We start from the raw sequence: 22,785 nt of genomic DNA on the forward strand, positions 1-22,785 counted from the left end.
CTCGGCACTGTGAGTCACACTGCTGCCGGGGCGCCCGGAACGCCCCGGCGCTATCTGCATTCCCTCTGGCTGCTGTCGGCGAGGGACCTCAAGGTGCGGTACTCGACGAGCCTGCTCGGGTACCTGTGGTCGGTGCTCGATCCGCTCGTGATGAGCGTGATCTACTGGTTCGTCTTCACGCAGATCTTCAACCGCGATGTCGGTGAGGATCCGTACATCGTGTTCCTCATCAGCGCCCTGCTGCCCTGGGTGTGGTTCAACACGTCGGTCACGGACTTCACTCGTGCGTTCAAGAAGGACGCGAAGCTGGTGCGCTCGACCGCGATCCCTCGATCGATCTGGGTCAATCGCATCGTGTTGAGCAAGGGAGTCGAGTTCCTCTTCTCCCTGCCCGTGCTCGCGGCGTTCGTGATCATCAACCTGGTGGTGGAGCAGGACCCCGCCCACACCGTCCAGATCGGCTGGGGAATCCTCTGGGTTCCGGTCGCCGTGTTCCTGCAGACGGTCCTCCTCGTAGGCCTGGGGCTGCTGGTCGCCCCGCTCTGCGTCCTCTTCGTCGATCTGGAGCGCACGACGGCTCTGATCCTGCGCGTCATGTTCTATGCGACTCCGATCATCTACAACGTCACAGACCTTCCCGGCATCTTCCAGACCCTCGGTGCGTTCAATCCGCTCGCCGGGATCTTCATGCTGTACCGGATGCCGTTCTTCCCCGACCAGTGGAACCTCTTCACGCTGCTCGTCAGCGTGGCGATGACCCTCGTCATTCTTGCGCTCGGCGTGTGGACGTTCCGGTCCCTCGAGCGCACCGTGCTGAAGGAGCTGGGATGACCGTCGCGATCGAGGCCAGAGATCTGGGTGTCCGCTTCCGCCGCAACCGCCGTGGGCGCCAGAACTTCAAAGACCTTTTCGCCCCTGCGGCGCGGCGGGCGCGCTCCGGAGAGTTCTGGGCCTTGCGTGACGTCTCGTTCACGGTGCAGCAGGGGGAGTCGATCGGCGTCGTCGGGCGCAACGGCCAGGGCAAGTCCACGCTGCTCCGTCTCGTCGCGAACGTACTGCTCCCCGACGAGGGGGCTGTGAAGGTGAAAGGTGGAGTCGCTCCTCTGATCGAGATCACGGGCGGGTTCGTGGGCGACCTGACCGTGCGCGAGAACGTCGCGTTGATGGCCGGACTGCATGGAATGCCGCGGGACGCGGTCGCCGAGCGCTACGACGGCATGATCGCCTTCGCGGAGCTGGCGGGCTTCGAGGACACCCCGTACAAGCACCTGTCGAACGGCATGAAGGTACGTCTGGCGTTCTCGGTCGTGTCGCAGCTCGACGAGCCGATCCTGCTCGTCGACGAGGTGCTCGCCGTCGGAGACAAGGCGTTCCGTGACAAGTGCTACAAGCGCATCGACGAGCTCCTCGCCGAGGGGCGCACGCTCTTCTTCGTCAGCCACAGCGAGCGCGACCTCCGCCGCTTCTGCACCCGCGGTCTCTACCTCGACAAGGGTGGGCTCGTTCTCGACGGTCCGATCGCAGACGTCCTCGACAGGTACAACGCCGACTACAACCGCGGCTGAGGCGGGCGGGCGACCGCCCCCTCGGTCATTCGCCGAGTTTCTTCTGCTCCACGTGCGCGTTGACCGCGGCGAGCTCCGGATGGGCGTCGAGGACGGCCACGATCTCGGAGACGTCCAGCACGGCGGCACCGTGGTCCTCGATGAGCGCCCGGATGACAGTCAGGTCCTCGGGGGTGTCCAGGGTCACTCTGTAGCGTGAAGCATCGATCTGTCGGGTGATCGAATGGATGCTCGAACGCGGTGAACGTCCTGCGTAGAGGTACGGCGTGACGTGTTCGCGCTCGGCCGGCTCGGCGGCGTTCCTGTCGGCGTCGGCGAGGGCGGACGCAGAGAAGACCTCGAAGTCGAACCCGCGCGGGTATGTCCGCTCGAGGACGTTGGAGACGTGGGCGTGAGGATCATCGAGATCGACGAACCGGCGGACGCCTTCAGCGATCAGCGCGGGGTCGATCAGAGGGCAGTCCGAGGTCACTCGGACGACGACATCGAGCCCCGCGGAAGATGCCGCCCCCGCGAACCGACTCAGCACGTCGACCTCGCTGCCGCGGAAGACCTCGACCCCTCGCGCGTGCCCCAGGGCCGCGAGAGAGTCGTCAGCGGCGTTCGTCGTGGTGGCGAGGATCACGGGCAGATCTGCGGTGACGAGCCTGTCGATATGGTGATCGAGCATCGACCGGCCGCCGACGGGGATCAGCACTTTGCCCGGAAGGCGGCTGCTGGTCATCCGCGCCTGGGTGATGATCCCGATGCGCGTCAACGGAGAGCCCTGACGAGCGACTCGACGACCTGGTCGACCTGGTCGTCGGTGAGCTCCGGGTGGATGGGGAGCGAGAGCTCCTCGGCGTAGAAGGCTTCAGCATTGGGGCACATGCCGCGGCGGTAGCCGGCATCCGCATAGACAGGGTGCCAGTACACGGGCATGTAGTTGACCTGCACCCCGATGCCGTCTGCACGCATCCGGTCGAAGACCTCTCGGCGGCGCTGGTCGAGGATGCGCACCGGGTAGAGATGCCGGATCAGCTCGACGTCGTCGCGCTGGATCGGCGTGCGAACCCCGTCGACGCCCGAGAGAGCCGCGTCGTAACGACGAGTGATCTCGGCGCGTCGCCGCCTGAACGTGTCGAGCCGCGCCAACTGGGAGAGACCGAGTGCGCAGGCGATGTCATCGAGGCGGTAGTTGAATCCGAACTCGTGGACCTCCTGATGCCAGGCGCCCTCGGTCGTCATCGCGAATCGGTCGGCGTCGCGCACGAGTCCGATGAAGTGGAACTCGTGGGCGCGCTGCGCGATCAGCGGATCCTTGGCGACGAGAGCGCCGCCCTCGCCTGTCGTGAGGTTCTTGGTGGGGAAGAACGAGAACGTGGTCAGGTCCGCGAGGTCGCCCACGGGTCGCCTCTTGTACGTGCTGCCGATCGAATGAGCGGCGTCGTCGAGCACGAGCGCGTCGACCCGCGCGGCCGCGGCCGAGAGCCTGTCGTAGTCCGCAGGGTGGCCCGCGTAGTCGACGGCGGCGATCACCTTGGTCCGCTCGTCCACGAGCGCGTCGACCGCATCCGGGTCGATCAGGGCGGTGTCTTCTTCGACATCGGCGAAGACGATGTTCGCTCCGAGGACCGACGCCATCGCCGTCGTGGCGATGAAGGTCATGGGCGTCGAGATGACAGTGTCGCCCCGGGTGACTCCTGCGGCACCGTACGCCATGTGGAGCGCCGCCGTTCCCGAGGTCGCGGTGACCACCCGGTGCCCTCCGGCGATCTCGCTGAGCCGCGCCTCGAAGGCGGCCACCGCTGGTCCCGTCGTGAGCCAGTCGCCGCGGAGCACGTCGACGACGGCCTGAATGTCGTCCTCCGAGATCGACTGACGCCCGTACGGCAGCACCGTCAGATCCCCGCCTCGATGATCTCCGCGATCTCCTGCTGCGAATACCACCGGTCGTTGCTGTTCGAACGATAGGCGAAACCCTCGGGCACCGGCACGGCGCCTGCGGGCATCTGATAGCCCCAGGAGGCGAGGTCGGGCTGGATGATGAAGTACTTGCCGTCGCTGACCGTCACCGCGCGGCGGCCCTCTTCCGGGCTGATCATCTCCTCATGGAGCTTCTCGCCCGGGCGCAGACCCACGTCGACGAGCTCGGCTCCCGGCACGACGGCGTGGGCGAGGTCAGTGACCTTCATCGAGGGGATGCGGGGGACGAGCAGCTCGCCGCCCTGCATGAGTTCGAACGTGTCGACCACCATCTCGACGGCCTGCGGGAGCGTGATGAAGAACCGGGTGCAACGCAGATCGGTGATCGGGAGCGGCTTGCCCTCGGCGCCCAGCCGAGAGAAGAACGGGATGACCGACCCGCGGGATCCCATGACATTGCCGTAGCGCACGACCGCGAACCGCGTGTCGTACGCGGCGGCGTAGTGATTGCCGGTGATGAAGAGCTTGTCGGCGGTGAGCTTGGTTGCGCCGTACAGGTTGATCGGGCTCGACGCCTTGTCGGTCGAGAGCGCCACGACGCGCTTCACGCCGGCGTCGATCGATGCCTCGATCACGTTCTGGCTGCCCAGGATGTTCGTCTTGACGAACTCGAACGGATTGTACTCGGCCGTGTCCACCTGCTTGAGCGCAGCGGCATGCACCACGTAGTCGACGCCGTGCAGCGCGCGTGCGAGACGCCTCTCATCGCGGATGTCGCCGATGAACCATCGCAGCCGGGGGTCGTCGCCGAACTGCTGTCGCACCTCGTACTGCTTGAGTTCGTCCCGCGAGAAGATGACCAGCCGCCGGGGGTTGAGGTGGGTCAGGGCGTGGCGTATGAACGCCTTGCCGAATGACCCGGTGCCGCCAGTGATGAGGATGCTCGCGCCCTCGAGAACCGACACTCTGTCTCCTCAGCGTTGTCGTGATGGCATGGATGCTCGGGTTGTTCCATGCCCGGCCTATCCTATCGGGTGGGCGCAGGCGCGCCCCGGAGGAGAGGGACGTGCGATGAGTGGGCGACGGGTCCTCCTGCACTGCAACGCCGGTGTCGAGTCAGGCATGGGACACCTGATGCGCACTCTCACGGTCGCTCGCGTCGCGCGCGCCCGTGGGTGGTCGGCGTCGGTTTTCGGCGATGTCGACGAGGCCGGTGCGGGCATCCTGCGCAGGATGGAACCGGAGCTGGAGCTGTTCACGACGCGGGGGCCCTCGGCGAACCTCGGCGACTTCGCCGATCTTGCGCGCGGTGTCGATGTGATCCATCTGGACAGCTACCGGGAGATTCCCGATCTCACGTCTCTCGGGCCATTGATCAGCAACATGCAGGACGGTCCGTTCGGCGTGCGTGACGCCGATCTCGCGACCGATGCCAACCTGGCATCCGAGCGCACCTTCGCGAGTCCTCAGCGCAGCCTCAGCCATCTGGCGGGGATCGACGCCGTGGTCGTGCGCGCGCAGGTGCTCGCGCAGCGCGAGGTGCGGACGACGCGCTCGGCCGTGCCTCGGGTGCTGGTCGTGATGGGCGGGACGGACCCCCACGGTGTGACCGCTCGCGTCGTCGCCGAGTTCGATCGTCTGCCCGCCAGGCTGCAGATCACCGTGATCGACCCCCGGCGCAGCGATGGAGTGCGCTCAGCGGCCGAGACCTCGCGTCACTCCGTCGAGGTCCTGGGTTTCGTCGACGACCTCCCCGCGGTCGCCCGGAACCACGATCTCGCCGTGACCGCGGCCGGAACCTCCGTCTGGGACTTCGCGTGCATGGGACTGCCGATGGCACTCGTCTGCGTGGCGGACAACCAGCGAACCGGCTACCGCCAGGTCGTCGAGCGGGGGCTCGCCGTCGGCCTGGGGGAGCCGCCCCATCAGAGCCTCGACGAGCGGATCGGCCTGCTCGCCGACCTTCTCGATTCACCGGGATCGCTCGCCGAGACGGCTGCCGCCCTGAAGCGGATCGTAGACGGGCTCGGAAGCTGGCGGATCGTGGCCTCGTGGGAGCAGCTTCTGCGCACGCGACCCCAGATCGCACCTGGACCTGCTGTGATCGCTCGCCCTGCGACCCTCGACGACGGGCAGAAGCTCTTCGAGTGGCGCAACGATCCGACTGTCCGAGTCAACTCGCGCTCGCGCGGCGAGGTCGACTGGGGATCGCACCGTGACTGGCTCGCGAGAAGCCTGGAGGATCCCGACCGTCGACTCCTCGTGATCGAATCAGACGGGAAGCCGGTCGCCACCTGCCGCTGGGACAGGAGGTCGGCGGACGACTGGGAGATCTCGATCACCGTCGCTCCGGAGAGTCGTGGACGCGGTATCGCCGCCTCGGCGGTTCACGCGGCGGAGAGAGCGCTCACCGCAGAGCTCCCGATTCGCCTGGTCGCTGCGGTGCACCGCGACAACGCCGCGTCTCGTCGGCTGTTCGAGCGCGCCGGCTATCTTCCGCATCTGCCCGAGGATGACGACGGCTTCCTCACCCTGGCGAGATGGCGACTGTCCTAGCAGCCTGACCTAGAGGACGTCCCAGGTCAGTGGCGTGCCGCGTTCGACGTCTCTCGTGAACGTGCGTCCGCTCACAAGGGCGAAATCATCGGGGCGCAGCCCTCCGGCGGGGCGGATCGACCGCACGTTCTCAGGACTCACGCTGTCACCGGCACGCACGTCGGCGACGACGAACAGAGATCGGCGAAGCGCGAGAACCGCCTCTTCCTGGGCCGTCGGTCCGAACGACACACCGCTCGCCGACGCGATACGTGCCTGTTCGGAGGCGACGACGAGGGCCTGGAACTCGTCGGGCGTGAGCGAGAAATCCGCGTCGACGCCGCCATCCGTGCGGTCGATCGTGACGTGCTTCTCGATGACGACTGCACCGAGGGCTGCAGACGCGACCGCGACTCCGATGCCGAGCGTGTGGTCGGAGAGCCCCACCGGGACGTCGAAAGCGTTCCGCAGCGCCTCGATGTTGCCCAGCCGTGCCTCCTCGGGAACCGCGGGGTAGGCGGCCGTGCAGGCCAGGAGCACCAGCTCGGTGCCACCGGCGCCGCGGATGGCGGTGACCGCCGCGTCGATCTCGGACAGCGTCGCCATGCCGGTGGACACGATCATCGGCTTGCCGGTGCGGGCGACCTCGCGGAGTAACGGCAGGTCGACGATCTCGGCGGATGCCGTCTTGTAGATCTCCACGCCCAGCTCCTCGAGGAACGCGACCGAGCTCGGGTCGAACGGAGTGGAGAACGGGATGAGTCCGTGGCTCCGTGCGCGCTCGAAGATCGGCGCGTGCCACTCCCACGGCGTATGCGCCTCCTGATACAGGGAATACAGGTTGCGGCCGCCCCAGAGACCGTGGTCACTCGCGACCTGGAAGGCGGGTCTGTCCGAATCGATCGTGAGAGTGTCGGCCGTGTACGTCTGGATCTTCAGGGCATCGGCACCCGTGGCGGCGACGGCGTCGACGATCGCGAGTGCGCGATCGATATCGCCATTGTGGTTTCCCGACATCTCAGCGATGGTGAACACCGGCGAACCGGCGCCGATGCTCGCGGTGGAGAGCTGGATGGTCTGCGAAGAAGTCACGCCGACAACTCTAGACGCGTCCTGCGGCGGACTCGCCGCGGTGCCGCCGGAGCCGGAGACGGCGTGCCCTAAGCTGAGGTCTCATGGGGCATGCGACGGATCTTGTCGGTGATGACAGGGCGATGGCCGGTGAGGCCGAGTTCTATGACCGACTCCGTCCGCTCGTCAGCGCATACGGGCGAACCGCAACGGTGCGCCGGATCGCCGTCGTCGGCAACCAACCGCTCGAGCCGTCCGACGAGCGGGCCGAGATGATCGACACCGCGGACGTCGTGTTCCGAGTCAACGGCTTTCGAGTGGACGACGTCGACGGTGCACCGTCGGTCGGACACCGCGCCGACGTCGTCGTGTTCAACCGGGGTGTGCGCCCGACCCCCTGGTTCTTCGAGGGCTACACCGAGCGTCTCTATCTGATGATCGAACCGGGACGACTGCTCTGGGAGAACCCCAAGCTTCCCGCCTTCTGGCCCGCAGACCTCGGAATCGTGACGATGCCGAACCGTGAAGTGGTGCTGCCTCTCGGCGAGGCGATGGGAGCTGATCCGCGCAGCGGTGGCCAGTGGGCGACGACGGGAACCGTGATGCTGTGGATCGCGACGCGCCTGTTCCCTGAGGCTCGGGTCGATGCCGCCGGGTTCTCGTTCGTCGACGCCCCGGATCAGACATCCTGGAACCACGCTTACGGTGATCCCTCGGCTGTGGGGCAAGAACACCGGATCGACCTGGAATCGGAGCTCGTGCGGGGCTGGATCGAATCAGGCCGCGTCAGCTATCACCGCTGAACTTCACCGACCATCGACAATCACCCGAATGATTGAGGACTGAATGCTGAACCGACTCCGTCGCAGACTGGACGCCGTCGTCGAACGCCGTGTGGATGCGAGAGTGGACGCCAGAATCGGGCGCGCCCTCGAGCAGTTCGAGAACGCGCAGCGCGACTACGAGGCACGCCTCGCCGGCACTCAGGCCGACTTCTCGTACATCAGGTCCGAGTTCGATCGCATCGCCCCGCAGGTCGCGGCGCTCGAGCAGCGTTTCGAGTGGCTGCGAGTGCGGCTCGATGCGGGGAACCTGGATGCCGACGGCGCGCTCAGCCGCGCACAGGCCGAACACGAGCGCTCGCGAATCCGGCTCGAACTCGCCGCGCACTACGAGGAGCGCCTGCGCCGCCTCGAGTCCAGCGTCGACTGAGCCCGCCCGACGCGGGATTCGGCCTCTCGGTCAGAGCCCGACGATGCCGCGCAGCTGGTTGACGGCAGAGCGTGCGCCGTCGACTGTCGCAGGTGCGCCCGCAGCGACGTCCGAATGCACGGCGCTGAGCGCCTGGATGTAGTCGTTCAGAGCGGCGCCCCACGCGGATTCGATGGACCCGGGAGGAGCGGTCTCGCCGAGTCGCTGGGCGTCGGCCTGAAGACTCTCGATCACGGACGTGGCGTCCTGGCCGCTGCTCTCGCTCGCGATCTGAAGCCCGGTCAGAGCGTCATCGAGCCACCCCTGCACCTGCCCGCGGAAGGCGTCGACCGAGGGGTCTACGGCGGGCGGCGGGGTCGTGACCGGCGTCGACGGCTCAGGCGCCGCCGTCGGCTGTGGGGCCTCGGTCTGGGTCGGCGTCGGCGACGACGAGGGCGACGTCGATGGCGACGTCGACGGCGATGCGGAAGGGGAGGGCGACCCGCTGGCGCCCGGCGCCGGCGACTCTCCCCGCGGAAGGAGGAAGAACAGCAGCACGCCCACGATGACGAGCGCGGCGACGACGAGTCCGACGATGAGCCAGACTCGACCACGATTGCTCGGCTTCGGCTCCAGCGGGGCCCAGCGGAGGTCCGGCTGCGGTTCGTCGGTCATGGTGTCAGTCCTCCAGAGCGGGCATGGGCTTCCAGGAGCGATCGCGGCCGAGCTTGCCGCCCTCCTTGAGTCCCCGGAACAGATTGCTCGTTCCGCGCACCGTGCGCTCGACGAACAGCAGACGGATGAGTTCCTTCGCGAAGGTCATCGACGTCCCGAGTCCGAACAGCACCGGGTTGTAGTTGCCGTGCACGCGGTAATAGTGCTTGATGTAGGCCCGGTTGCGCATGATGTAGAACCGGTAGGCGTTGCTCGACGCATTCATATGGCGGATGCCCATGTCCCACTGCTTGATCTCGCGAGTGCGTCGCAGCACGAACTCGTCGACGATCACCGCAGTGGTCTTGCGTGAGGCGAGCCACCCGTACATCTGGTCATCCCAGTAGATGAAGAAGCGGTGGTCGGGCAGACCGATCTGCTTGACGATGGACCGGTGGATGAACATCCCCTCGAAGCATCCGCTGTTCATCTCCTTGAAGCCGGACGCGTCGAAACCCGACGGCGCGAACGGGATGGGGATGCCCATGCGCTCGGCGATCCGGTACTGCCAGTAGAACTCGCTGCCGTCGTAGTCGTAGCGGCGGCCCTGGATGCTCTTGAAGCGCGGAGCCCATCTGCCCATCTTGGCCAGACCGTCGGTGACGACCTCGACGTCGTCGTCCATCATCCAGATCCATTCGGAGCCGAGCTCGTATGCGGTGCGCATACCCTCGCTGAAGCCCCCCGATCCGCCCGTGTTCGTCTCGAGTCGGCGGTAGACGACCTCCGTGCCGAGCTTAGGGCGGAAGGACTCCACGACATCGGTGGTGTCGTCGGACGAGGCGTTGTCGATGATCACCACATGGCCCGGCTTCGGGTCCATCGCGGTGATGCTCTCGAGGAGACCGGTCAGGAGGTGGGACCGGTTGTACGTGACGATGACGATCGTCGCGGACGCCGGGTCGAAGGGGGCGTGAGTCACGAGGTGAAATCTCCGGTGGCTGGGGGCCCGCAGGGCGCCGCGAGCAGCTCCACCCTACCCGGCGCAGTTCGGAATCCGCCGAGGGCGCGGCGGAGAGATCAGCGTTCGGGGCGCAGGGTGGGGATCGCGCCGGTGTGCGCGGCATCGATGCTCTCGCGCCACGACCTCGTCTGCCCGGCCCGCAGAGCGCACAGGACCAGCATGAACCACCCCGCGCCGACCAGGGTGAAGCTCTCGAACATCGACTCCACCGCGAGAGTGACGAGCATCAGAGGTGTCCAGGCGTAGACGACCGAACGTCGCACGCTCGCGACGAGCCACGACCGGATGGTGGCGATTCCGCCGAACAGGAGGAAGAGTACGAGCCCTGCCGCGCCCAACTGCAGCAGGACGTCGAAGTAGGCGTTCAGAGCGCTCTGATGGTGGTCGTCGAGCAGGAAATTGATGTAGGTGAAGGGGAACTCGCCGCGGGCCCAGGACCCGAACCAGCCCCAGCCCTCCACGGGCTTGAGAGCGACGAAATCGAGGATCGTGTTCCACAGGGTCGCTCGGATCGAGAAGTCGGAGCCCGCGTCGAGCAGCGCGATGATCACGTGGCGCAGGGCGAAGGCCGCAGCGAGGGCGAGGGCGACGAGAGCGCCGAGCACCCATTGCACGATGGTCCGTCTTTCCGCAGGTGCATGACGGACGATCGCGAGAGCGACGGCGACGACGCCGACCGCGGCCGCGAGCACCAGCACGGTGGGGGAGGACGAGAAGAACGCCAGCAGAGACGCGAGCGCGATCGACGGGATCGCGATGCGAGCCGTCAACGACTGCGTCCGCCACTCGATCACGAACGTGATGAGCGCGATGACGGTGACGAATCCGAGCATGTTCCTGCTGCCGAAGATCCCCTGCACAGGACCTCCGACGGCCAGGTCGCCCTGGATTCCGAGGAACATGAAGGGAGTGTCGAGCAGCACTCCGGAGAGGATCTCGAGGCCGAGCGACACGAGCAGGAGGAATCTCAGCGAGTCTCCGAGAGCTCGCACGGTCTGGAGCGTGTCGCGGATGTGACCGACCGTCACCGCGAGGAACGCGAATCCGACGAGCTCCATCCAGCCGAAGGCGGTGGCCGACTTGTCGGGTGACCACACGATGCTGACGGCCGCCCAGGCGAGGAAGGCCAGGAGCGACGACGGAGCGATGCGCAGCAGCGAGAGCTCTTCTCGTCGCACCCACAGGACGCAGGCGCCCAGCAGGCACAGCACCGCGATGACCGTGGCGAGGGTCACGTGCGAGGCCGCGGCCTCGATCGTGAAGGACGAGAAGACCGCGGTGAGGACCGCCACCGTGTACGCACGAGCGAACTCTGCGGAGCCGAGCAGGTCGCTCAGACGACGCTGCGGCGTCACGGAACCCGCCGGCTTCGCTCGCCGCGCTCGATCACGCGCTCACGTTCGCCCACGCCGACCAGGGGCACGGCCTTGATCTTGAAGGTCAGCAGCACCAGCAGCATCCAGCCCCAGAGCATGATGGGCGTCGATTCGGTGAGCCCCTGCACGAGCAGCACGACGGTGAAGAGACTCGGGAGCAAAGTGATCGACGAGAAGCTGCGGTCGGACTTCAGATCCCAGCGAGGTCGGTCGACCGCGAAGAACCACGAACGCCAGAGCAGACTGAGGTAGGCGAGCGCCATGAGGACGACACCGACGACGCCGAGCTGCATCAGTACGTCGAGCCACATGTTGTGCGCATGGAAGACGGTGATGCCGTGATCCTCGATCCACCCGGCGAAGGCCGGGTCGAACGGGACCCAGGGGCTCGAGAAGCCGTTGCCGAAGATCGGGTGCTCGGCTGCACGCGCGAGGACCTGGTCCCAGATCTTGTCGGAGCGGCCCGTCAGGTCTGCGCTGCGCCCGAGCAGGGCGAAGAGCGGCTCCCGCAGCAGCCAGACTGCGGCTCCGGCGATCACGGTGCCGCCGATGGACACCACGTAGAGCCTCGTTCGCGCGCCCGGGTTCTTCGTGCGGCGCATCAGCAGCGCCACGACGAGCACCAGGGCCGCGGCCGCCGCGCACGCGTATGCGGTGGCCGACCCGGCTCGGAGGAAGAAGTAGACCGCCAGCAGAGTCCAGAGGGCAAGGGTCGTGCGCCACCGCGCGCGGGCGGCGAAGAGCACGCCGAAGGTGAGGATCGCGAACAGGCAGACGATGGCGAGCACGTTGGAGTTGCCCACGATCCCCTGGATGCGGCCGCCTTCGAGCAGGTTGCCCCTGACCCAGTACCAGTGCGCATTCATCTCGCCCTCGGGGCGGACGAAGAAGTTCGGCAGGATCGGAGCGCGCACGACGAGAGCGACCCACAGCTCGAGCGCGAGGGACAGTCCGAGGATCCACTTGAATGCGGAGGCGAGCGCCCGCACGATCTCCTGCCACGACAACACGTGCACGATGAACAGGGCGTTCACTGTGACGGTCGCGAGTAGGACCCAGGTGACGACGGTCGCTCCTCGCCACTGCGACCACGCGACGGAGAGCAGGGCCAGCGCGGTGTAGGCGATCGCGGCCCACGGCAGGCGGCGCCAGGCGAACGCGGCGGGACGGCGACGGGCGACCATCGGCACGCCGATGGCGAGCGTCGCGATCAGGAACGCGATGAGCGTGACGAATGCACCGATCTCGCCCACGAGGTTGTAGACCGCCGAGTGCGCGAAGGTCGCGAAGAGCACGAGGCCGATGTACCCGCGCAGCAGAAGATGCCCCGTCGACTCACGCTCTGGAGCGGTGGGCGGGGCGGCGACCGGGTGCTTCGTGTATTGCGCCATCGCGTTCAGGCTACCGCGCGGAGATCACGACGAACCTGATGCAGTGCGCCGTGGCACGGCGAGTTCGCATGCCAATACCCTGGTGACATGCTGCTCAGCCTTTCGAATGTGCCCCGTGACTACGCCTGGGGCTCGACGACGCTTCTCGCCGACCTGGAGGGCCGCACCCCTGCGGGCGGCCCTGAGGCGGAGGTGTGGTTCGGCGACCACCCGGGGGACCCTGCGGATGTGCAGGGCGACGGGACGCTCGACGCCGTCACCGGTGGGTCCCTGCCCTACCTGTTGAAGCTGCTCGCTGCCGCATCGCCGCTGTCGATCCAAGTGCACCCGACCATCGAGCAGGCGAGAGCGGGGTGGGCGCGGGAGTCGGCGCTCGCCGACACAGACCCGAATCGTAACTATCGCGACGACAACCACAAGCCGGAGCTGATCGTCGCGCTGAGCGATCGTTTCGAGTCGCTGAGCGGGCTGCGCCCCATCGCCGACACCCTGCGTCTGCTCGACGTGCTGGGGGACAGTGCGGGGGTCGAGGAGATCGCCGCTCGTCTCCGCGGCCCCGGTGACGTGCTGCGCGACACGATCGGCTGGCTGCTGTCAGGCGAGGCGCAGGCGGTGGTGGATGACATCGTCGGTTCGGTGCACGCGGCCGCAGGCTCGGCGTCAGGGGAGTGGGCGACCACGATTCGCGGGGTGGCGGCGATCTCGGAGACCTACCCCGGGGACCCCGGTGTGGTCGTCGCGCTCCTCATGAACCACGTGGTGCTGCGCAGGGGAGAGGGTGTCTTCCTGCGGGCCGGGCTCCTGCACGCCTACATCGCAGGGCTCGGGGTCGAGATCATGGCGGCGAGCGACAACGTGCTGCGTGGGGGACTCACTCCCAAGCGCATCGACGTGCCCGAGCTGCTCTCGATCCTCGACACGACGACGGGTGAAGTGCCGGTGCTGCGTCCGGTGGCTGCGGATGCGGTCACCGAGTACCCGGCCCCTGTCGCCGACTTCTCGCTCCGAAGGATCGAGCTCGACGGCGCGAGCGTCGTGATCGACGTGGACGGACCGACCATGGTCCTCGCCACCGCCGGTCGTGTCGCGGTGAGCGGGGCGGACGGCGCTCTGCGCGACGTCCCCGTCGGCAGGGTCGCGTTCGCGACCACCGATGAGCAGCGCCTGACGATCAGCGGCCGAGGCGAGGCGTTCGTCGCCTCTCCCGGCGATCCTGCCTCTCAAGGGTGACCTTCTGAGCGGGGGTGCGACACGCCGTGCGGAGGTCAAGAACCTTCAAGACCGGATTGAGGGTTTACGATCCGCGACTTGACCGATGCGAATGACACGGGTGTAATTAGTTGAGCACGGCCCGCCGAGGGGGCGGAATTTAGGGGTTGGAGAGCGAGATGACGGGTTACCGTTCAGACGTACCGGAGAACTGGTTCGTCGATCCGATCAACCTCGGTGTCCCCGGGGTTCGGAAGATCGAGGCCGACGACGACAACGCTCTGGCGTGGCAGAGCGACGCGCTCTGCTCGCAGACCGATCCCGAGGCCTTCTTCCCCGAGAAGGGCGGATCCACCCGCGACGCCAAGAGGATCTGCACATCGTGCGACGTCCGCGGCGAGTGCCTCGAGTACGCGCTCAACAACGACGAGCGCTTCGGGATCTGGGGCGGCCTCTCCGAGCGCGAGCGCCGCAAGCTCAAGCGTCGCGCGAGCTGATCGCGGCCACGCCGAGGCGGGTATGCCTCGGACTCCCGCCGCGCGCTTAGGCTGACCAGGTCATGCCAGCCCGAGTTCATGCAATCATCGTCGCGCGCCCCGGTTCTTCCGCCCGCGCGCAGCTGCTCCGCACACTCGATGCGTTGCGCTCCCAAACCGCACCCCCAGCCGCCATCACCCTGGTGATGTGCGGCGATGCGGCCTCGGCTCGCGAGAGCGAGGCCATCGCCAGCTCTGTCGAAGGCATCATCCAGGCGCGCGGAAGCACGTCCTTCGCCGACGCTGTCGAACTGGCCAGACCCCGCATCCTCGAGGGAAGCGCTGTCTGGTTGCTCGCACATGACACCGCGCCTCACGAGCGCGCTCTTGAGCGCCTGGTCGGAACCCTCGAACGCTCGCCGTCTGCGGCGATCGTGGCACCGAAGCTCGTGCAGACGGACAACGATCGCGAGATCGTCTCCCTCGGGGTCAGCATGACGACGCTCGGGCGTGCCGTCGAGCTGGCCGGCGGTGAGCTGGATCAGGGGCAGCACGACGGCAGCGACGACGCGCTGGGCGCAGACATCCGCGGCATGCTGATCCGCGGCGAGGTCCGCGACGCGCTGCGGCCGGATCCGGCCCTCGCCGGTGCGGACCTGGGGCTCGATCTCGGAGTCCGCGCCAGGCTGGGCGGCGGACGCGTGGTGCTCGCGCCGTCGGCGAGGGTGTCGGTCTCGCCGGATGGGCCGGCGGCGCTGCCGACCGCTCGAGGCAGGCGCGCGTTCGTGACCAGGCTTGCGCAGCTGCACCGGCGGCTCGCCTACGCTCCGGCGATCGCCGTGCCGCTGCATTGGTTGAGCCTGCTCCCGCTCGCGCTCTGGCGATCGCTGACCGATCTGGTCAGCAAGCGGCCGGAGGCGGTGGCTCCCGAGTGGGCAGCTGCTGTCACGGCGATGTTCCGCTTCGGTGCGATCGCTCGGTCTCGTGCGCGCATCCGTTCGTTCCGCACATCGAGCTGGTCGAGCATCGCGCCGCTGCGGGTGAGCAGTTCCGATCTGCGTCGACGACTCGACGACGGCCATGGCAGCGAGGGCGGAGCTGCCAGTGAACTCCGATTCTTCTCCGGCGGCGGCGCCTGGGCTGTTCTCGGCGCACTCGTGGTCAGCCTGGCGACCTTCACCACGATCGTCGCGTGGCCGGTGCTCGGCGGCGGGGCCCTGCTTCCGCTGCGCGAGACGGTCGGAGCGCTCTGGAGCGACGCCGCTTGGGGGCTGCGAGGTCTCGGAGTCGACGTCGTGGGTCCCGCTGATCCGTTCGCCGGCGTGCTCGCCGTGCTCGGCTCGCTCTGGCCGGGTGCCCCCTCGTTCTCCCTCGTGCTGCTCTGGGTGCTGGCGCTGCCTCTCGCTGTGCTCGGCGGCTGGTTCGCCGCCACGCGTGTGACCGATCGCGCGGGCTTGCGCATCTTCGCCGGGATCGTGTGGGCGCTCGCGCCGACGTTCCTGACCGCGCTGGTCGACGGCCGTCCGGCAGGTGTGCTGGTGCACCTCCTCCTGCCGTGGCTCTTCCACGCAGCGGCCGTGGCTCACCGTTCGTGGGGTGCGGCGGGAGCCGCCTCCATCCTGTTCGCCGCAGTGGCGGCGTGCGCGCCGTCGCTGGCCCCGGCGCTTCTGCTGCTGTGGGTCGTGGCGCTCGGCATCACTCTCGCGGGGGCACGGATCCGCGGGGCCGTCCGCCTGCTCTGGGTGCCCGTTCCTGCGGTCGCCCTCTTCGCTCCGCTCGTGCTCTGGCAGCTCAGCAACGGAGACGTCCTCGCGGTGCTCGCGGATCCCGGTTCGGTCTGGAACGGCCCGCAGGCGACAGCCGATGCGGCCGGCAGACTCGCTCTGGCCACGGGGTTCCCCAGCGCAGACATGGCGGGATGGGCCTCGTGGCTCGGCGTCGAACTCACACCCTGGGTCGGCGTGCTGCTGGCCCCGCTGGCGCTTCTCGCTCTCGCATCGTCGGTCGCACCGCGCTGGCGAGCGGGCATCACGCTTCTGGTCGTCGCGCTCTCGGGCCTCGCCACTGCCTTCCTCGCGGTCGGCATCGCAGTGTCCTTCGCCCAGGGAGTGCCTGTGGCGATCTGGCCCGGCTCGGGTCTCAGTCTCGCCTGGATCGGCGTCACGGGAGCCGCTCTCGTGACTCTCGACACCGCGCTGTCGATGCCACGGGTGCGCGTCGTCAGCGCAGCGGTCGCCGCCCTCTCGATCGCGGTCTGCGCGGTTCCGGCGCTCGCCGCATTCCACTCGGATTCCTCCCACTCGGATTCCTCCGAACTCCGCGACGGCCCTGCGTCGACGCTTCCGGCGTACGTCGCCGCACAGGCGGGCGCTGATCGTCAGATCGGCACACTCGTGCTCACCCCCCAGAACGACGGAGGTCTCGCGACCGAGGTCGCATGGGGTGGAAGCGAGACGCTGAGCGCTCAGACGACGATTCTGTCTACGGCGACGGAGCTGCGCGGGGCCGACCTCACGACACTGGCGGTCGACCTGCTCTCGGCACGGGATTTCGATGCGGCCGATGAGCTGGGCAAGACGGGGATCTCCTACGTCCTCGTCGCTCAGGTCTCCGGCGAAGAATCCGATCGCGCCCGCTCTCTGCGCACAGCGGCCGTGACGTCGCTCGACCAGCGCGCCGGATTCGTCCAGGCCGGTTCCACCGACCGCGGTGTGCTCTACAGGCTCGAGGCCGATGCATCTCCGCGCACGCCACTGTCCTCGGCTCAGCAGGCCACGGCCCGCCTGGTGATCACGACCCAGCTCGTGCTCGTTCTCGCCGCGCTGCTGCTGTCGGTGCCGACGCGTGCGTCGCGACGAGCGGCCCGCGCCAAGTCTCGAATCGTGGGACGTGCGCCGGAAGAGCCGCTCGTGCTGCCGCGACACCCCGAGGACCGCGACGGCCCCGAGGGCACCGAGGACCGTGAGGATCCCCGTGCGTCACGGGAGGATGCCGGAGATCCTGCGGCCGACGGGAAGGCGGGCGATGGATCCGCGGACGCACAGAAGACCGATGCGCCCGTGGAGACCGGCTCATCGAGCGGTCCGCACCAGGATGCTGAGATCGGCCCCGGCGACGCCGTCGATGATCCCGACCATGCCGCGGGCGCGACGGATCAGGTCGATCGGGGCTTCGAACAGGACGAAAGGGAGCGATGATGGCCGGTAACCGTGCATTCCGGGTGGCGGCCACCGGCGCTCGCGTGCTGACAGGCGCCGTCGTGGCGGGGGCGTGCGTCGTCGGCGTCGTGTTCGGCGTCACCGCGGCCTGGCCGACAGTCGTCCACGAGCCTGCTCAGGCACAGGTAACGCCCATTCCGGGCGACACCGTGCTCGTGTGCAACGGAGACCTCCGCGCAGTCGGACGTGATCCGTCCAACCCTCTGGAGATGGTGTCGGCGGCATCGCCCGCGCTGACTGTCGAGGGCTCGTCGGGCCGACCGGAGTCGAGCCCGCTGCCCGCGAGGGACCTCGCTGACGGTGGATCCGCTCAGCGCCTCGTCGGCACCGTCGACGCACGCCAAGCGCCGCTGCTCGGCGCGACGGAATCCGCCAGCCTGGCAGAGGAGGATCTGTCCGGCCTCGCCGCGGCTCCCTGTCGTCCTGCGAGCATCGAATCGTGGCTCGTGGGCGGAACGGTCGCCACCGGGACAGAAGATCTCGTCGTTCTCACGAATCCGGGCGTCGTGCCTTCCACGGTGGCGCTCGGAGTGTACGGGTCGGTGCGGGCATCGAGCACCGTGATCGTCCCCGCGGAATCGCAGATCGCGCTCCCGCTGACATCGATCGCCGCCGGTTCGGACTTTCCGATCGTCAAGGTGACCGCGACGGGCGCCCCGGTGCGCGCAGTGCTGCAGTCGTCCCTCACCCGAACGCTCGATCCCGCGGGGATCGATCTGCAGGATGCCGTGCCCGCTGCGCAGCGTCAGCCGGTGCTTCCGGGCATCGAGGTCTTCGAGAACCAGGGCGACAACGCCGACATGGCGGTCCTGCGTCTGATGTCGCCCGAGGTCGATTCCGCAGCCGTGGTGCGGGTCAGCGAGGTCGGATCTTCGACGATCGTCGACGAGTTCGCGGTTCCGCTCACCGCCGATGTGCCGACGGAGCTCTCACTGTCGGCGCTCGCGCCGGGGAGCTACACGATGAGCATCGAGTCCGACAACCCCGTGCTCGCCGGCGTGAGACAGCAGGACGTCGCCGGGCCACAGGACGACTTCGCCTGGGTCACACCGGCCCCGGAGCTCGAGGATGACGTATACGTGGCTGTTCCCTCCGGGCCGAACCCCCGCCTCGTGCTCGTCAACGGCGAGGATGCCGACGCGGTGGTGCAGGTCGCAACCGCGGCGGGGGGAGACCCGATCGACGTCACCGTGCCCGCGGGTTCCTCCGCATCGGTCGATGTGGAGCCGCGCACCGTCTACTCGATGTCGACGTCGGCACCCGTGCACGCGTCAGTCACGATGAACGGGCCTGGTCAGCTCGCCGCGTGGCCCGTCTGGCCCGCGATGGGGGCGCAGCAGAGCATCACGGTCTATCCGTGACGACGGGTCGGTGAGGGCGGATCACCGGAATCAGTGGTCGTGACCGCCGAGGTCCCAGGGTTCGCGGCCGACGTACTCCGCCGCGGCTCTGAAGACGGCGCTCTCGATGGCCATCCTCCGGTGAGCGCCGTCGTCGTGGCCTGGCGGCAGCAGTCGCTCGATCGGAAGCCGGAAGAGCACGATCCGCGCCTTCTCATGATCGAGATGCCAGCGTGGCACCTCGTCCGTCGCATCGAAGGCCGGCATGGCGCCGATCTCGAACCGCACCTCCTGCAGCTCCGGCCACGTGCCGCGGAGGAACTCCACAGCAGTGCCGACGGTCAGATCGAATCGGTCGATGCGTCCGTCGAGAGGGGCGAGTGGAGGGCGAACGACCTCGCTGCGTCCGAGGCGTCCGTGGCGTCCGTGCCTGGCCCCGCGTCGGGGTGCGTCGGAGGTGCGGGGACGGCGGGGCATAGCGAAAGTCTAGGCCGAGTCTGCCGACCGGGGCGGCGCGGCATCCGCTCGTCCGGAGAACCTGGACGTAGCCTGGCGTGAATGGACGGAAGACTCTGCTCGAAGGTCGGCTGCGCGCGTGAAGCCGTGGCGACGCTCACCTACGACTACGGCGACCAGATGGCGGCGCTCGGGCCGCTGGGCACGGCGCGGCATCCGAACGCTCACGACCTGTGCGCCCAGCACGCGGATCGGCTCTCCGTCCCCGCCGGGTGGCTCGTGATCCGTCATGAGGCGCTTCGCGCCTGAGTTCTTCACTTCGGTGGATGAGACACGCCGCCCCTGCGCGGTGAGTCCTCCGCGCATGCGGCTACGCTGACCGCGGATGCGCCAGGGCGGCGCCGCCGGAAAGGCAGCTGTGATCGTCTGGCGACGCTGGATCTTCCCCCTTCTTCTCGTGCTCGTCTTCGGAGCATGCGCGGCAGCTCTCGTGAAGATCGCGTTCTTTCCGGACAGCAGCGAGGCGATGGTCAGTCCTGAGGCGTCGATCGGAGACCCGGTCATCCCTGTCGAGCGAGGATCCGTCGTGAATGCGCTCACCCTTAGCGGCAATGTCGCCCGCGATGACGCCTTCCCGGTGCGCACCGAGGTCACCGGCACGGTCATCGCGGTGCACGTGCCGGACGGAGCGACGGTCGCGGCAGGACAGAAGATCTTCACGATCAGACAGGACGAGCCGAAGAGGGATGTGGATGTTGTCGCGTCCGAGGCCGGAGATGTCTCGGAGATCTCTCTTGTGAAGGGACAGGCGACGTCTGCGGGAACCGAGATCTTCACGCTCACGCCGGCGCGCTACCACCTGCTCGCGACCGTGGAACCGGTGCAGCTGTATCGCCTGGTGAACGCGCCGTCCGAAGCGTCGGTGACCATCACCGGCGGACCCGCGCCGTTCGCCTGCACCGGAGTGCGAGTGCAGGTGAGCGCCGAGGGAACGGCGAGCGTCAGATGCGCGGTGCCCGGCGACCAGGTCGTCTTCGCCGGTCTGCCCGCGACGATGGATCTCGCGCTCGGACAGGTCGATGACGCGCTGGTGGTCCCCGTCACGGCGGTGCAGGGCGGGGCAGGCACGGGGAACGTGTGGGTAGATGCCGGCGACGGTTCCGAACCCGAGGAGCGTCCTGTCGAGCTCGGCGTCAACGACGGGGCCATTGTCGAGGTGGTCTCCGGCCTCGAAGAGGGCGAGTCGATCAGACAGTTCGTTCCCGGATTCGTCGCACCGGTCGAGGAGTTCTGCTACGAGATCGAGCCCGGAGTCGAGCAGTGCGACAGCGGGGTCAGCTGGTGACGCTCGTCGCGCTCAGCGATGTGACGAAAAGCGTACGACTCGCCGATGACTCGGAACTGGAGATCCTGCGGGGCATCACGCTCGAGGTGAGTGCCGGCGACCATGTCTCGATCGTCGGGAGATCGGGTTCGGGCAAGTCGACGCTGCTCAACATCCTCGGGATGCTCGATGCTCCGACCACCGGGTCGGTGTCGTTCGAAGACCGCGAAGTGCGGCGGATGCGCTCGGGGCGGCTGGACAGGCTGCGCGGCGACAACGTCGGCTTCGTCTTCCAGCAGTTCAATCTGCTGCCTGGACGCACGGCGCTCGACAACGTGATGATGCCGCTCGGGCACGCGCGCGGGCGGATGTTCTGGAACAGGAGGCAGATCGCCGCCGACATGCTCGAGCGAGTCGGTCTCGGTCACCGGATCGATCAGATCGCCGATCGGCTCTCCGGGGGAGAACAGCAGCGGGTCGCGATAGCGCGAGCCCTCGTGCGCAGACCCGTGCTGATCCTCGCGGATGAGCCGACCGGAGCGCTCGACATCGACACCGGTGCCTCGGTCATGTCTCTGCTCGACGAGGTGGCGACCGAGACCGACGCCGCACTCGTGACGATCACGCACGACCTCCATGTGGCCGCCCGTGCCAGACGGCACTACCGTCTCGACGCCGGAGTCCTCGAGCTGGCAGATCTCAGCCGCGCCTTCGAAGCCTCCACCCTCGCCGCCTCCGTCCCCTCCGCCGTAGGTGCGGACTCGAGGGCATCCGCGCCCGCAGCCATGCCCCCGATGCCGTACTCGCGCAGGGGAGCAGCGTCATGACCGGCATCCTCGGCGCCCTCTCGGACGCCTGGTCGGAGATCCGCGTGCACAAGCTGCGGGTGCTGCTCAGCCTGATCGGCATCGCGGTCTCGGTGGCGGCCCTCACCGGCGTCGTCGCGATCTCCGAGTATCAGCGCCAGTTCCAGGCCGAGCAGTCCGACCGCTGGGGCGGTCGGGCGGCGACGCTGGTCGTCACGATCAGCAGCGATGACGGCGCACCCGTCGACTTCGACGCCTTCGACGAGCGGTTCACCCGGGTCGCCGAGCGATTCGAGTTCAGCCACACCGCGCGGATCGCGCAGGGCATGGTCGTCCCCGTGCAGCTTCCTGACGGCATCGTCGACGTCAACTCGCGATTGATCGACCCGCTCTACTCCGAGATCCACCGCGAGCAGCTGCTCGAGGGACGCTGGATGCGCGATGCGGATGCCGACGCGCTCTCGCCTCCCGTCGTGATCACCGAGGCGCTGTGGGACCGCATCGGACGGACACCCATCGCGCAGCACCCGACGCTGACGCTCGCGGGGCCGGCCGGGGGCACGTACCAGGTCGTGGGCGTCGTTCCTCGCCAGGGGTTCGGTGATGAGGAGCTGCGCGTCGACATCCTCTACGACGCCTACCGTGCTCGCGTCGACGCCCTGCCGGAGGGAGCATGGCCGCAGTATGAGATCTGGCTGGGTCAAGGGCAGGTCGATGAGATCGCACCCGTGCTCGCGATGGATCTGCGGGCAGGGCTTCCGGAAGGGCAGACGGTGTCGGTCAGCCGATCGGACTGGGCGGCCCAACCCGGGGCACTGGATGCGCAGGCGACCTTCGAGATGGTCACCGGAGGCATCGCGGCCGTGATCCTCGCGCTCGGAGCGCTGAGCCTGATCAACATCCAGCTGGTCGCGATGCGGCAGCGGGTACGTGAGATCGGTGTGCGTCGCGCGTTCGGCGCGACGTCTGGCCGGGTCTTCTTCTCGGTGTTCCTCGAGAGCCTGGTGGCGACCACGGTGGCCGGTCTCGTCGGCATCGCGATCGTGGTCGCGGTGCTCCGCTCCGATTGGGTGGTGACGTCGCTCTTCTACGGCATCCAGGACATCCCGCCGTTCCCGATGCGAGCGGCCTTCGTCGGTCTCGCGGCGTCGATCCTGGTGGGCGCCGTCGCCGGCTTCATCCCAGCGCTGGTCGCACTGCGCGTGAAGGTGATCGACGCCATCCGATTCTGACTCGAGCGCGGG

Annotated in this window: 22 protein-coding genes; 13 read left to right on the forward strand and 9 right to left on the reverse strand. The window is 68.0% G+C overall.

Annotated features, from left to right (window positions below; genetic code table 11):
* Nucleotides 1-9 precede the first annotated feature (9 nt).
* Complete coding sequence (locus tag FIV50_RS06300; protein ID WP_140036694.1) at nucleotides 10-831, forward strand: ABC transporter permease; 822 nt, start codon at nucleotides 10-12, stop codon at nucleotides 829-831.
* Nucleotides 828-1,565, forward strand: a complete 738-nt coding sequence (locus FIV50_RS06305; protein ID WP_140036695.1) for an ABC transporter ATP-binding protein — start codon at nucleotides 828-830, stop codon at nucleotides 1,563-1,565. Before FIV50_RS06300 ends, FIV50_RS06305 begins: the two co-directional genes overlap by 4 nt.
* Before the next feature lie 25 nt (nucleotides 1,566-1,590).
* Here FIV50_RS06305 and FIV50_RS06310 read toward each other — a convergent pair whose 3' ends face one another.
* Genes FIV50_RS06310 through pseB form a run of 3 tightly spaced genes read right to left on the reverse strand, consistent with a single transcriptional unit; the run spans nucleotide 1,591 to nucleotide 4,435 of the window.
* Nucleotides 1,591-2,322 carry a cytidylyltransferase domain-containing protein gene (locus tag FIV50_RS06310; protein WP_140036696.1) on the reverse strand — a complete coding sequence of 244 codons (732 nt, stop codon included), beginning with the start codon at nucleotides 2,320-2,322 and terminating at the stop codon, nucleotides 1,591-1,593.
* Nucleotides 2,319-3,443 carry a DegT/DnrJ/EryC1/StrS family aminotransferase gene (locus FIV50_RS06315; RefSeq protein WP_140036697.1) on the reverse strand — a complete coding sequence of 375 codons (1,125 nt, stop codon included), beginning with the start codon at nucleotides 3,441-3,443 and terminating at the stop codon, nucleotides 2,319-2,321. The genes FIV50_RS06310 and FIV50_RS06315 overlap by 4 nt, the downstream gene beginning before the upstream one ends.
* A 2-nt stretch (nucleotides 3,444-3,445) precedes the next feature.
* Nucleotides 3,446-4,435, reverse strand: a complete 990-nt coding sequence (gene pseB / locus FIV50_RS06320; protein WP_140036698.1) for a UDP-N-acetylglucosamine 4,6-dehydratase (inverting) — start codon at nucleotides 4,433-4,435, stop codon at nucleotides 3,446-3,448.
* A 106-nt stretch (nucleotides 4,436-4,541) separates the two neighbouring features.
* Between pseB and FIV50_RS06325 the strand changes: the two genes are divergently transcribed.
* Nucleotides 4,542-6,026: a bifunctional UDP-2,4-diacetamido-2,4,6-trideoxy-beta-L-altropyranose hydrolase/GNAT family N-acetyltransferase gene (locus FIV50_RS06325; RefSeq protein WP_140036699.1), complete on the forward strand. Its 1,485-nt coding sequence runs from the start codon at nucleotides 4,542-4,544 to the stop codon at nucleotides 6,024-6,026.
* Between the two features lie 9 nt (nucleotides 6,027-6,035).
* Here the strand turns inward: FIV50_RS06325 and pseI are convergent, their stop codons facing one another.
* Complete coding sequence (pseI, locus tag FIV50_RS06330; protein ID WP_258184450.1) at nucleotides 6,036-7,097, reverse strand: pseudaminic acid synthase; 1,062 nt, start codon at nucleotides 7,095-7,097, stop codon at nucleotides 6,036-6,038.
* A gap of 83 nt (nucleotides 7,098-7,180) precedes the next feature.
* Between pseI and FIV50_RS06335 the strand changes: the two genes are divergently transcribed.
* The gene (locus FIV50_RS06335; RefSeq protein ID WP_219846267.1) at nucleotides 7,181-7,879 is read left to right on the forward strand and encodes a glycosyltransferase family 29 protein; all 699 of its coding nucleotides are present in this window, start codon (nucleotides 7,181-7,183) and stop codon (nucleotides 7,877-7,879) included.
* Between the two features lie 43 nt (nucleotides 7,880-7,922).
* Nucleotides 7,923-8,288 (forward strand): hypothetical protein, encoded by a 366-nt coding sequence (locus FIV50_RS06340; protein ID WP_140036700.1) that lies wholly within the window; start codon nucleotides 7,923-7,925, stop codon nucleotides 8,286-8,288.
* A 30-nt stretch (nucleotides 8,289-8,318) separates the two neighbouring features.
* Here the strand turns inward: FIV50_RS06340 and FIV50_RS06345 are convergent, their stop codons facing one another.
* From FIV50_RS06345 to FIV50_RS06360, 4 genes are all read right to left on the reverse strand, one after another.
* Complete coding sequence (locus FIV50_RS06345) at nucleotides 8,319-8,942, reverse strand: hypothetical protein (RefSeq protein WP_140036701.1); 624 nt, start codon at nucleotides 8,940-8,942, stop codon at nucleotides 8,319-8,321.
* Nucleotides 8,943-8,946: 4 nt separating this feature from the next.
* Entirely contained in the window at nucleotides 8,947-9,903 is a 957-nt protein-coding gene (locus FIV50_RS06350) for a glycosyltransferase family 2 protein (RefSeq protein WP_140036702.1), read from the reverse strand.
* Nucleotides 9,904-10,001: 98 nt separating this feature from the next.
* Complete coding sequence (locus tag FIV50_RS06355; RefSeq protein WP_140036703.1) at nucleotides 10,002-11,300, reverse strand: O-antigen ligase family protein; 1,299 nt, start codon at nucleotides 11,298-11,300, stop codon at nucleotides 10,002-10,004.
* A complete protein-coding gene (locus tag FIV50_RS06360; RefSeq protein WP_140036704.1) occupies nucleotides 11,297-12,712 on the reverse strand; it encodes an O-antigen ligase family protein in 1,416 nt (471 codons plus the stop codon). The genes FIV50_RS06355 and FIV50_RS06360 overlap by 4 nt, the downstream gene beginning before the upstream one ends.
* 87 nt (nucleotides 12,713-12,799) lie before the next feature.
* On the opposite strand from FIV50_RS06360, the gene manA reads away from it, so the two are divergent.
* From manA to FIV50_RS06380, 4 genes are all read left to right on the forward strand, one after another.
* Complete coding sequence (manA, locus tag FIV50_RS06365) at nucleotides 12,800-13,942, forward strand: mannose-6-phosphate isomerase, class I (RefSeq protein ID WP_140036705.1); 1,143 nt, start codon at nucleotides 12,800-12,802, stop codon at nucleotides 13,940-13,942.
* 158 nt (nucleotides 13,943-14,100) lie between these two features.
* Nucleotides 14,101-14,418: a WhiB family transcriptional regulator gene (locus FIV50_RS06370; protein WP_140036706.1), complete on the forward strand. Its 318-nt coding sequence runs from the start codon at nucleotides 14,101-14,103 to the stop codon at nucleotides 14,416-14,418.
* 62 nt (nucleotides 14,419-14,480) lie between these two features.
* Nucleotides 14,481-17,594: a glycosyltransferase gene (locus FIV50_RS06375; protein ID WP_140036707.1), complete on the forward strand. Its 3,114-nt coding sequence runs from the start codon at nucleotides 14,481-14,483 to the stop codon at nucleotides 17,592-17,594.
* On the forward strand, nucleotides 17,594-18,976 hold the full coding sequence (locus FIV50_RS06380) for a DUF5719 family protein (protein ID WP_219846269.1): 1,383 nt from the start codon (nucleotides 17,594-17,596) through the stop codon (nucleotides 18,974-18,976). Before FIV50_RS06375 ends, FIV50_RS06380 begins: the two co-directional genes overlap by 1 nt.
* Before the next feature lie 30 nt (nucleotides 18,977-19,006).
* Here the strand turns inward: FIV50_RS06380 and FIV50_RS06385 are convergent, their stop codons facing one another.
* Entirely contained in the window at nucleotides 19,007-19,432 is a 426-nt protein-coding gene (locus tag FIV50_RS06385; RefSeq protein WP_258184451.1) for a metallopeptidase family protein, read from the reverse strand.
* 81 nt (nucleotides 19,433-19,513) lie between these two features.
* Between FIV50_RS06385 and FIV50_RS06390 the strand changes: the two genes are divergently transcribed.
* From FIV50_RS06390 to FIV50_RS06405, 4 genes are all read left to right on the forward strand, one after another.
* Nucleotides 19,514-19,720, forward strand: a complete 207-nt coding sequence (locus FIV50_RS06390; protein WP_056376237.1) for a DUF3499 family protein — start codon at nucleotides 19,514-19,516, stop codon at nucleotides 19,718-19,720.
* Nucleotides 19,721-19,796: 76 nt separating this feature from the next.
* Nucleotides 19,797-20,756: an efflux RND transporter periplasmic adaptor subunit gene (locus FIV50_RS06395; protein ID WP_258184452.1), complete on the forward strand. Its 960-nt coding sequence runs from the start codon at nucleotides 19,797-19,799 to the stop codon at nucleotides 20,754-20,756.
* Nucleotides 20,732-21,562 (forward strand): ABC transporter ATP-binding protein, encoded by an 831-nt coding sequence (locus FIV50_RS06400; protein ID WP_258184453.1) that lies wholly within the window; start codon nucleotides 20,732-20,734, stop codon nucleotides 21,560-21,562. The genes FIV50_RS06395 and FIV50_RS06400 overlap by 25 nt, the downstream gene beginning before the upstream one ends.
* Complete coding sequence (locus FIV50_RS06405; protein ID WP_140036710.1) at nucleotides 21,559-22,773, forward strand: ABC transporter permease; 1,215 nt, start codon at nucleotides 21,559-21,561, stop codon at nucleotides 22,771-22,773. Before FIV50_RS06400 ends, FIV50_RS06405 begins: the two co-directional genes overlap by 4 nt.
* The last annotated feature ends 12 nt before the right edge of the window (nucleotides 22,774-22,785 follow it).

Origin of the sequence: Microbacterium foliorum, from assembly GCF_006385575.1 — a bacterium.
In the GTDB taxonomy this organism is placed as follows: domain Bacteria; phylum Actinomycetota; class Actinomycetes; order Actinomycetales; family Microbacteriaceae; genus Microbacterium; species Microbacterium foliorum_B.

Excerpts from the sequence above, each read along its gene's own strand:
- FIV50_RS06390 (WP_056376237.1), top strand. The coding sequence starts at position 19,514 with ATGGACGGAAGACTCTGCTCGAAGGTCGGCTGCGCGCGTGAAGCCGTG.
- FIV50_RS06385 (WP_258184451.1), bottom strand. The coding sequence starts at position 19,432 with ATGCCCCGCCGTCCCCGCACCTCCGACGCACCCCGACGCGGGGCCAGG.
- manA (WP_140036705.1), top strand. The coding sequence starts at position 12,800 with ATGCTGCTCAGCCTTTCGAATGTGCCCCGTGACTACGCCTGGGGCTCG.
- FIV50_RS06345 (WP_140036701.1), bottom strand. The coding sequence starts at position 8,942 with ATGACCGACGAACCGCAGCCGGACCTCCGCTGGGCCCCGCTGGAGCCG.
- FIV50_RS06395 (WP_258184452.1), top strand. The coding sequence starts at position 19,797 with ATGCGCCAGGGCGGCGCCGCCGGAAAGGCAGCTGTGATCGTCTGGCGA.
- FIV50_RS06335 (WP_219846267.1), top strand. The coding sequence starts at position 7,181 with ATGGGGCATGCGACGGATCTTGTCGGTGATGACAGGGCGATGGCCGGT.
- FIV50_RS06375 (WP_140036707.1), top strand. The coding sequence starts at position 14,481 with ATGCCAGCCCGAGTTCATGCAATCATCGTCGCGCGCCCCGGTTCTTCC.
- FIV50_RS06380 (WP_219846269.1), top strand. The coding sequence starts at position 17,594 with ATGGCCGGTAACCGTGCATTCCGGGTGGCGGCCACCGGCGCTCGCGTG.
- FIV50_RS06325 (WP_140036699.1), top strand. The coding sequence starts at position 4,542 with ATGAGTGGGCGACGGGTCCTCCTGCACTGCAACGCCGGTGTCGAGTCA.
- FIV50_RS06360 (WP_140036704.1), bottom strand. The coding sequence starts at position 12,712 with ATGGCGCAATACACGAAGCACCCGGTCGCCGCCCCGCCCACCGCTCCA.
- FIV50_RS06405 (WP_140036710.1), top strand. The coding sequence starts at position 21,559 with ATGACCGGCATCCTCGGCGCCCTCTCGGACGCCTGGTCGGAGATCCGC.
- FIV50_RS06340 (WP_140036700.1), top strand. The coding sequence starts at position 7,923 with ATGCTGAACCGACTCCGTCGCAGACTGGACGCCGTCGTCGAACGCCGT.
- FIV50_RS06305 (WP_140036695.1), top strand. The coding sequence starts at position 828 with ATGACCGTCGCGATCGAGGCCAGAGATCTGGGTGTCCGCTTCCGCCGC.
- FIV50_RS06370 (WP_140036706.1), top strand. The coding sequence starts at position 14,101 with ATGACGGGTTACCGTTCAGACGTACCGGAGAACTGGTTCGTCGATCCG.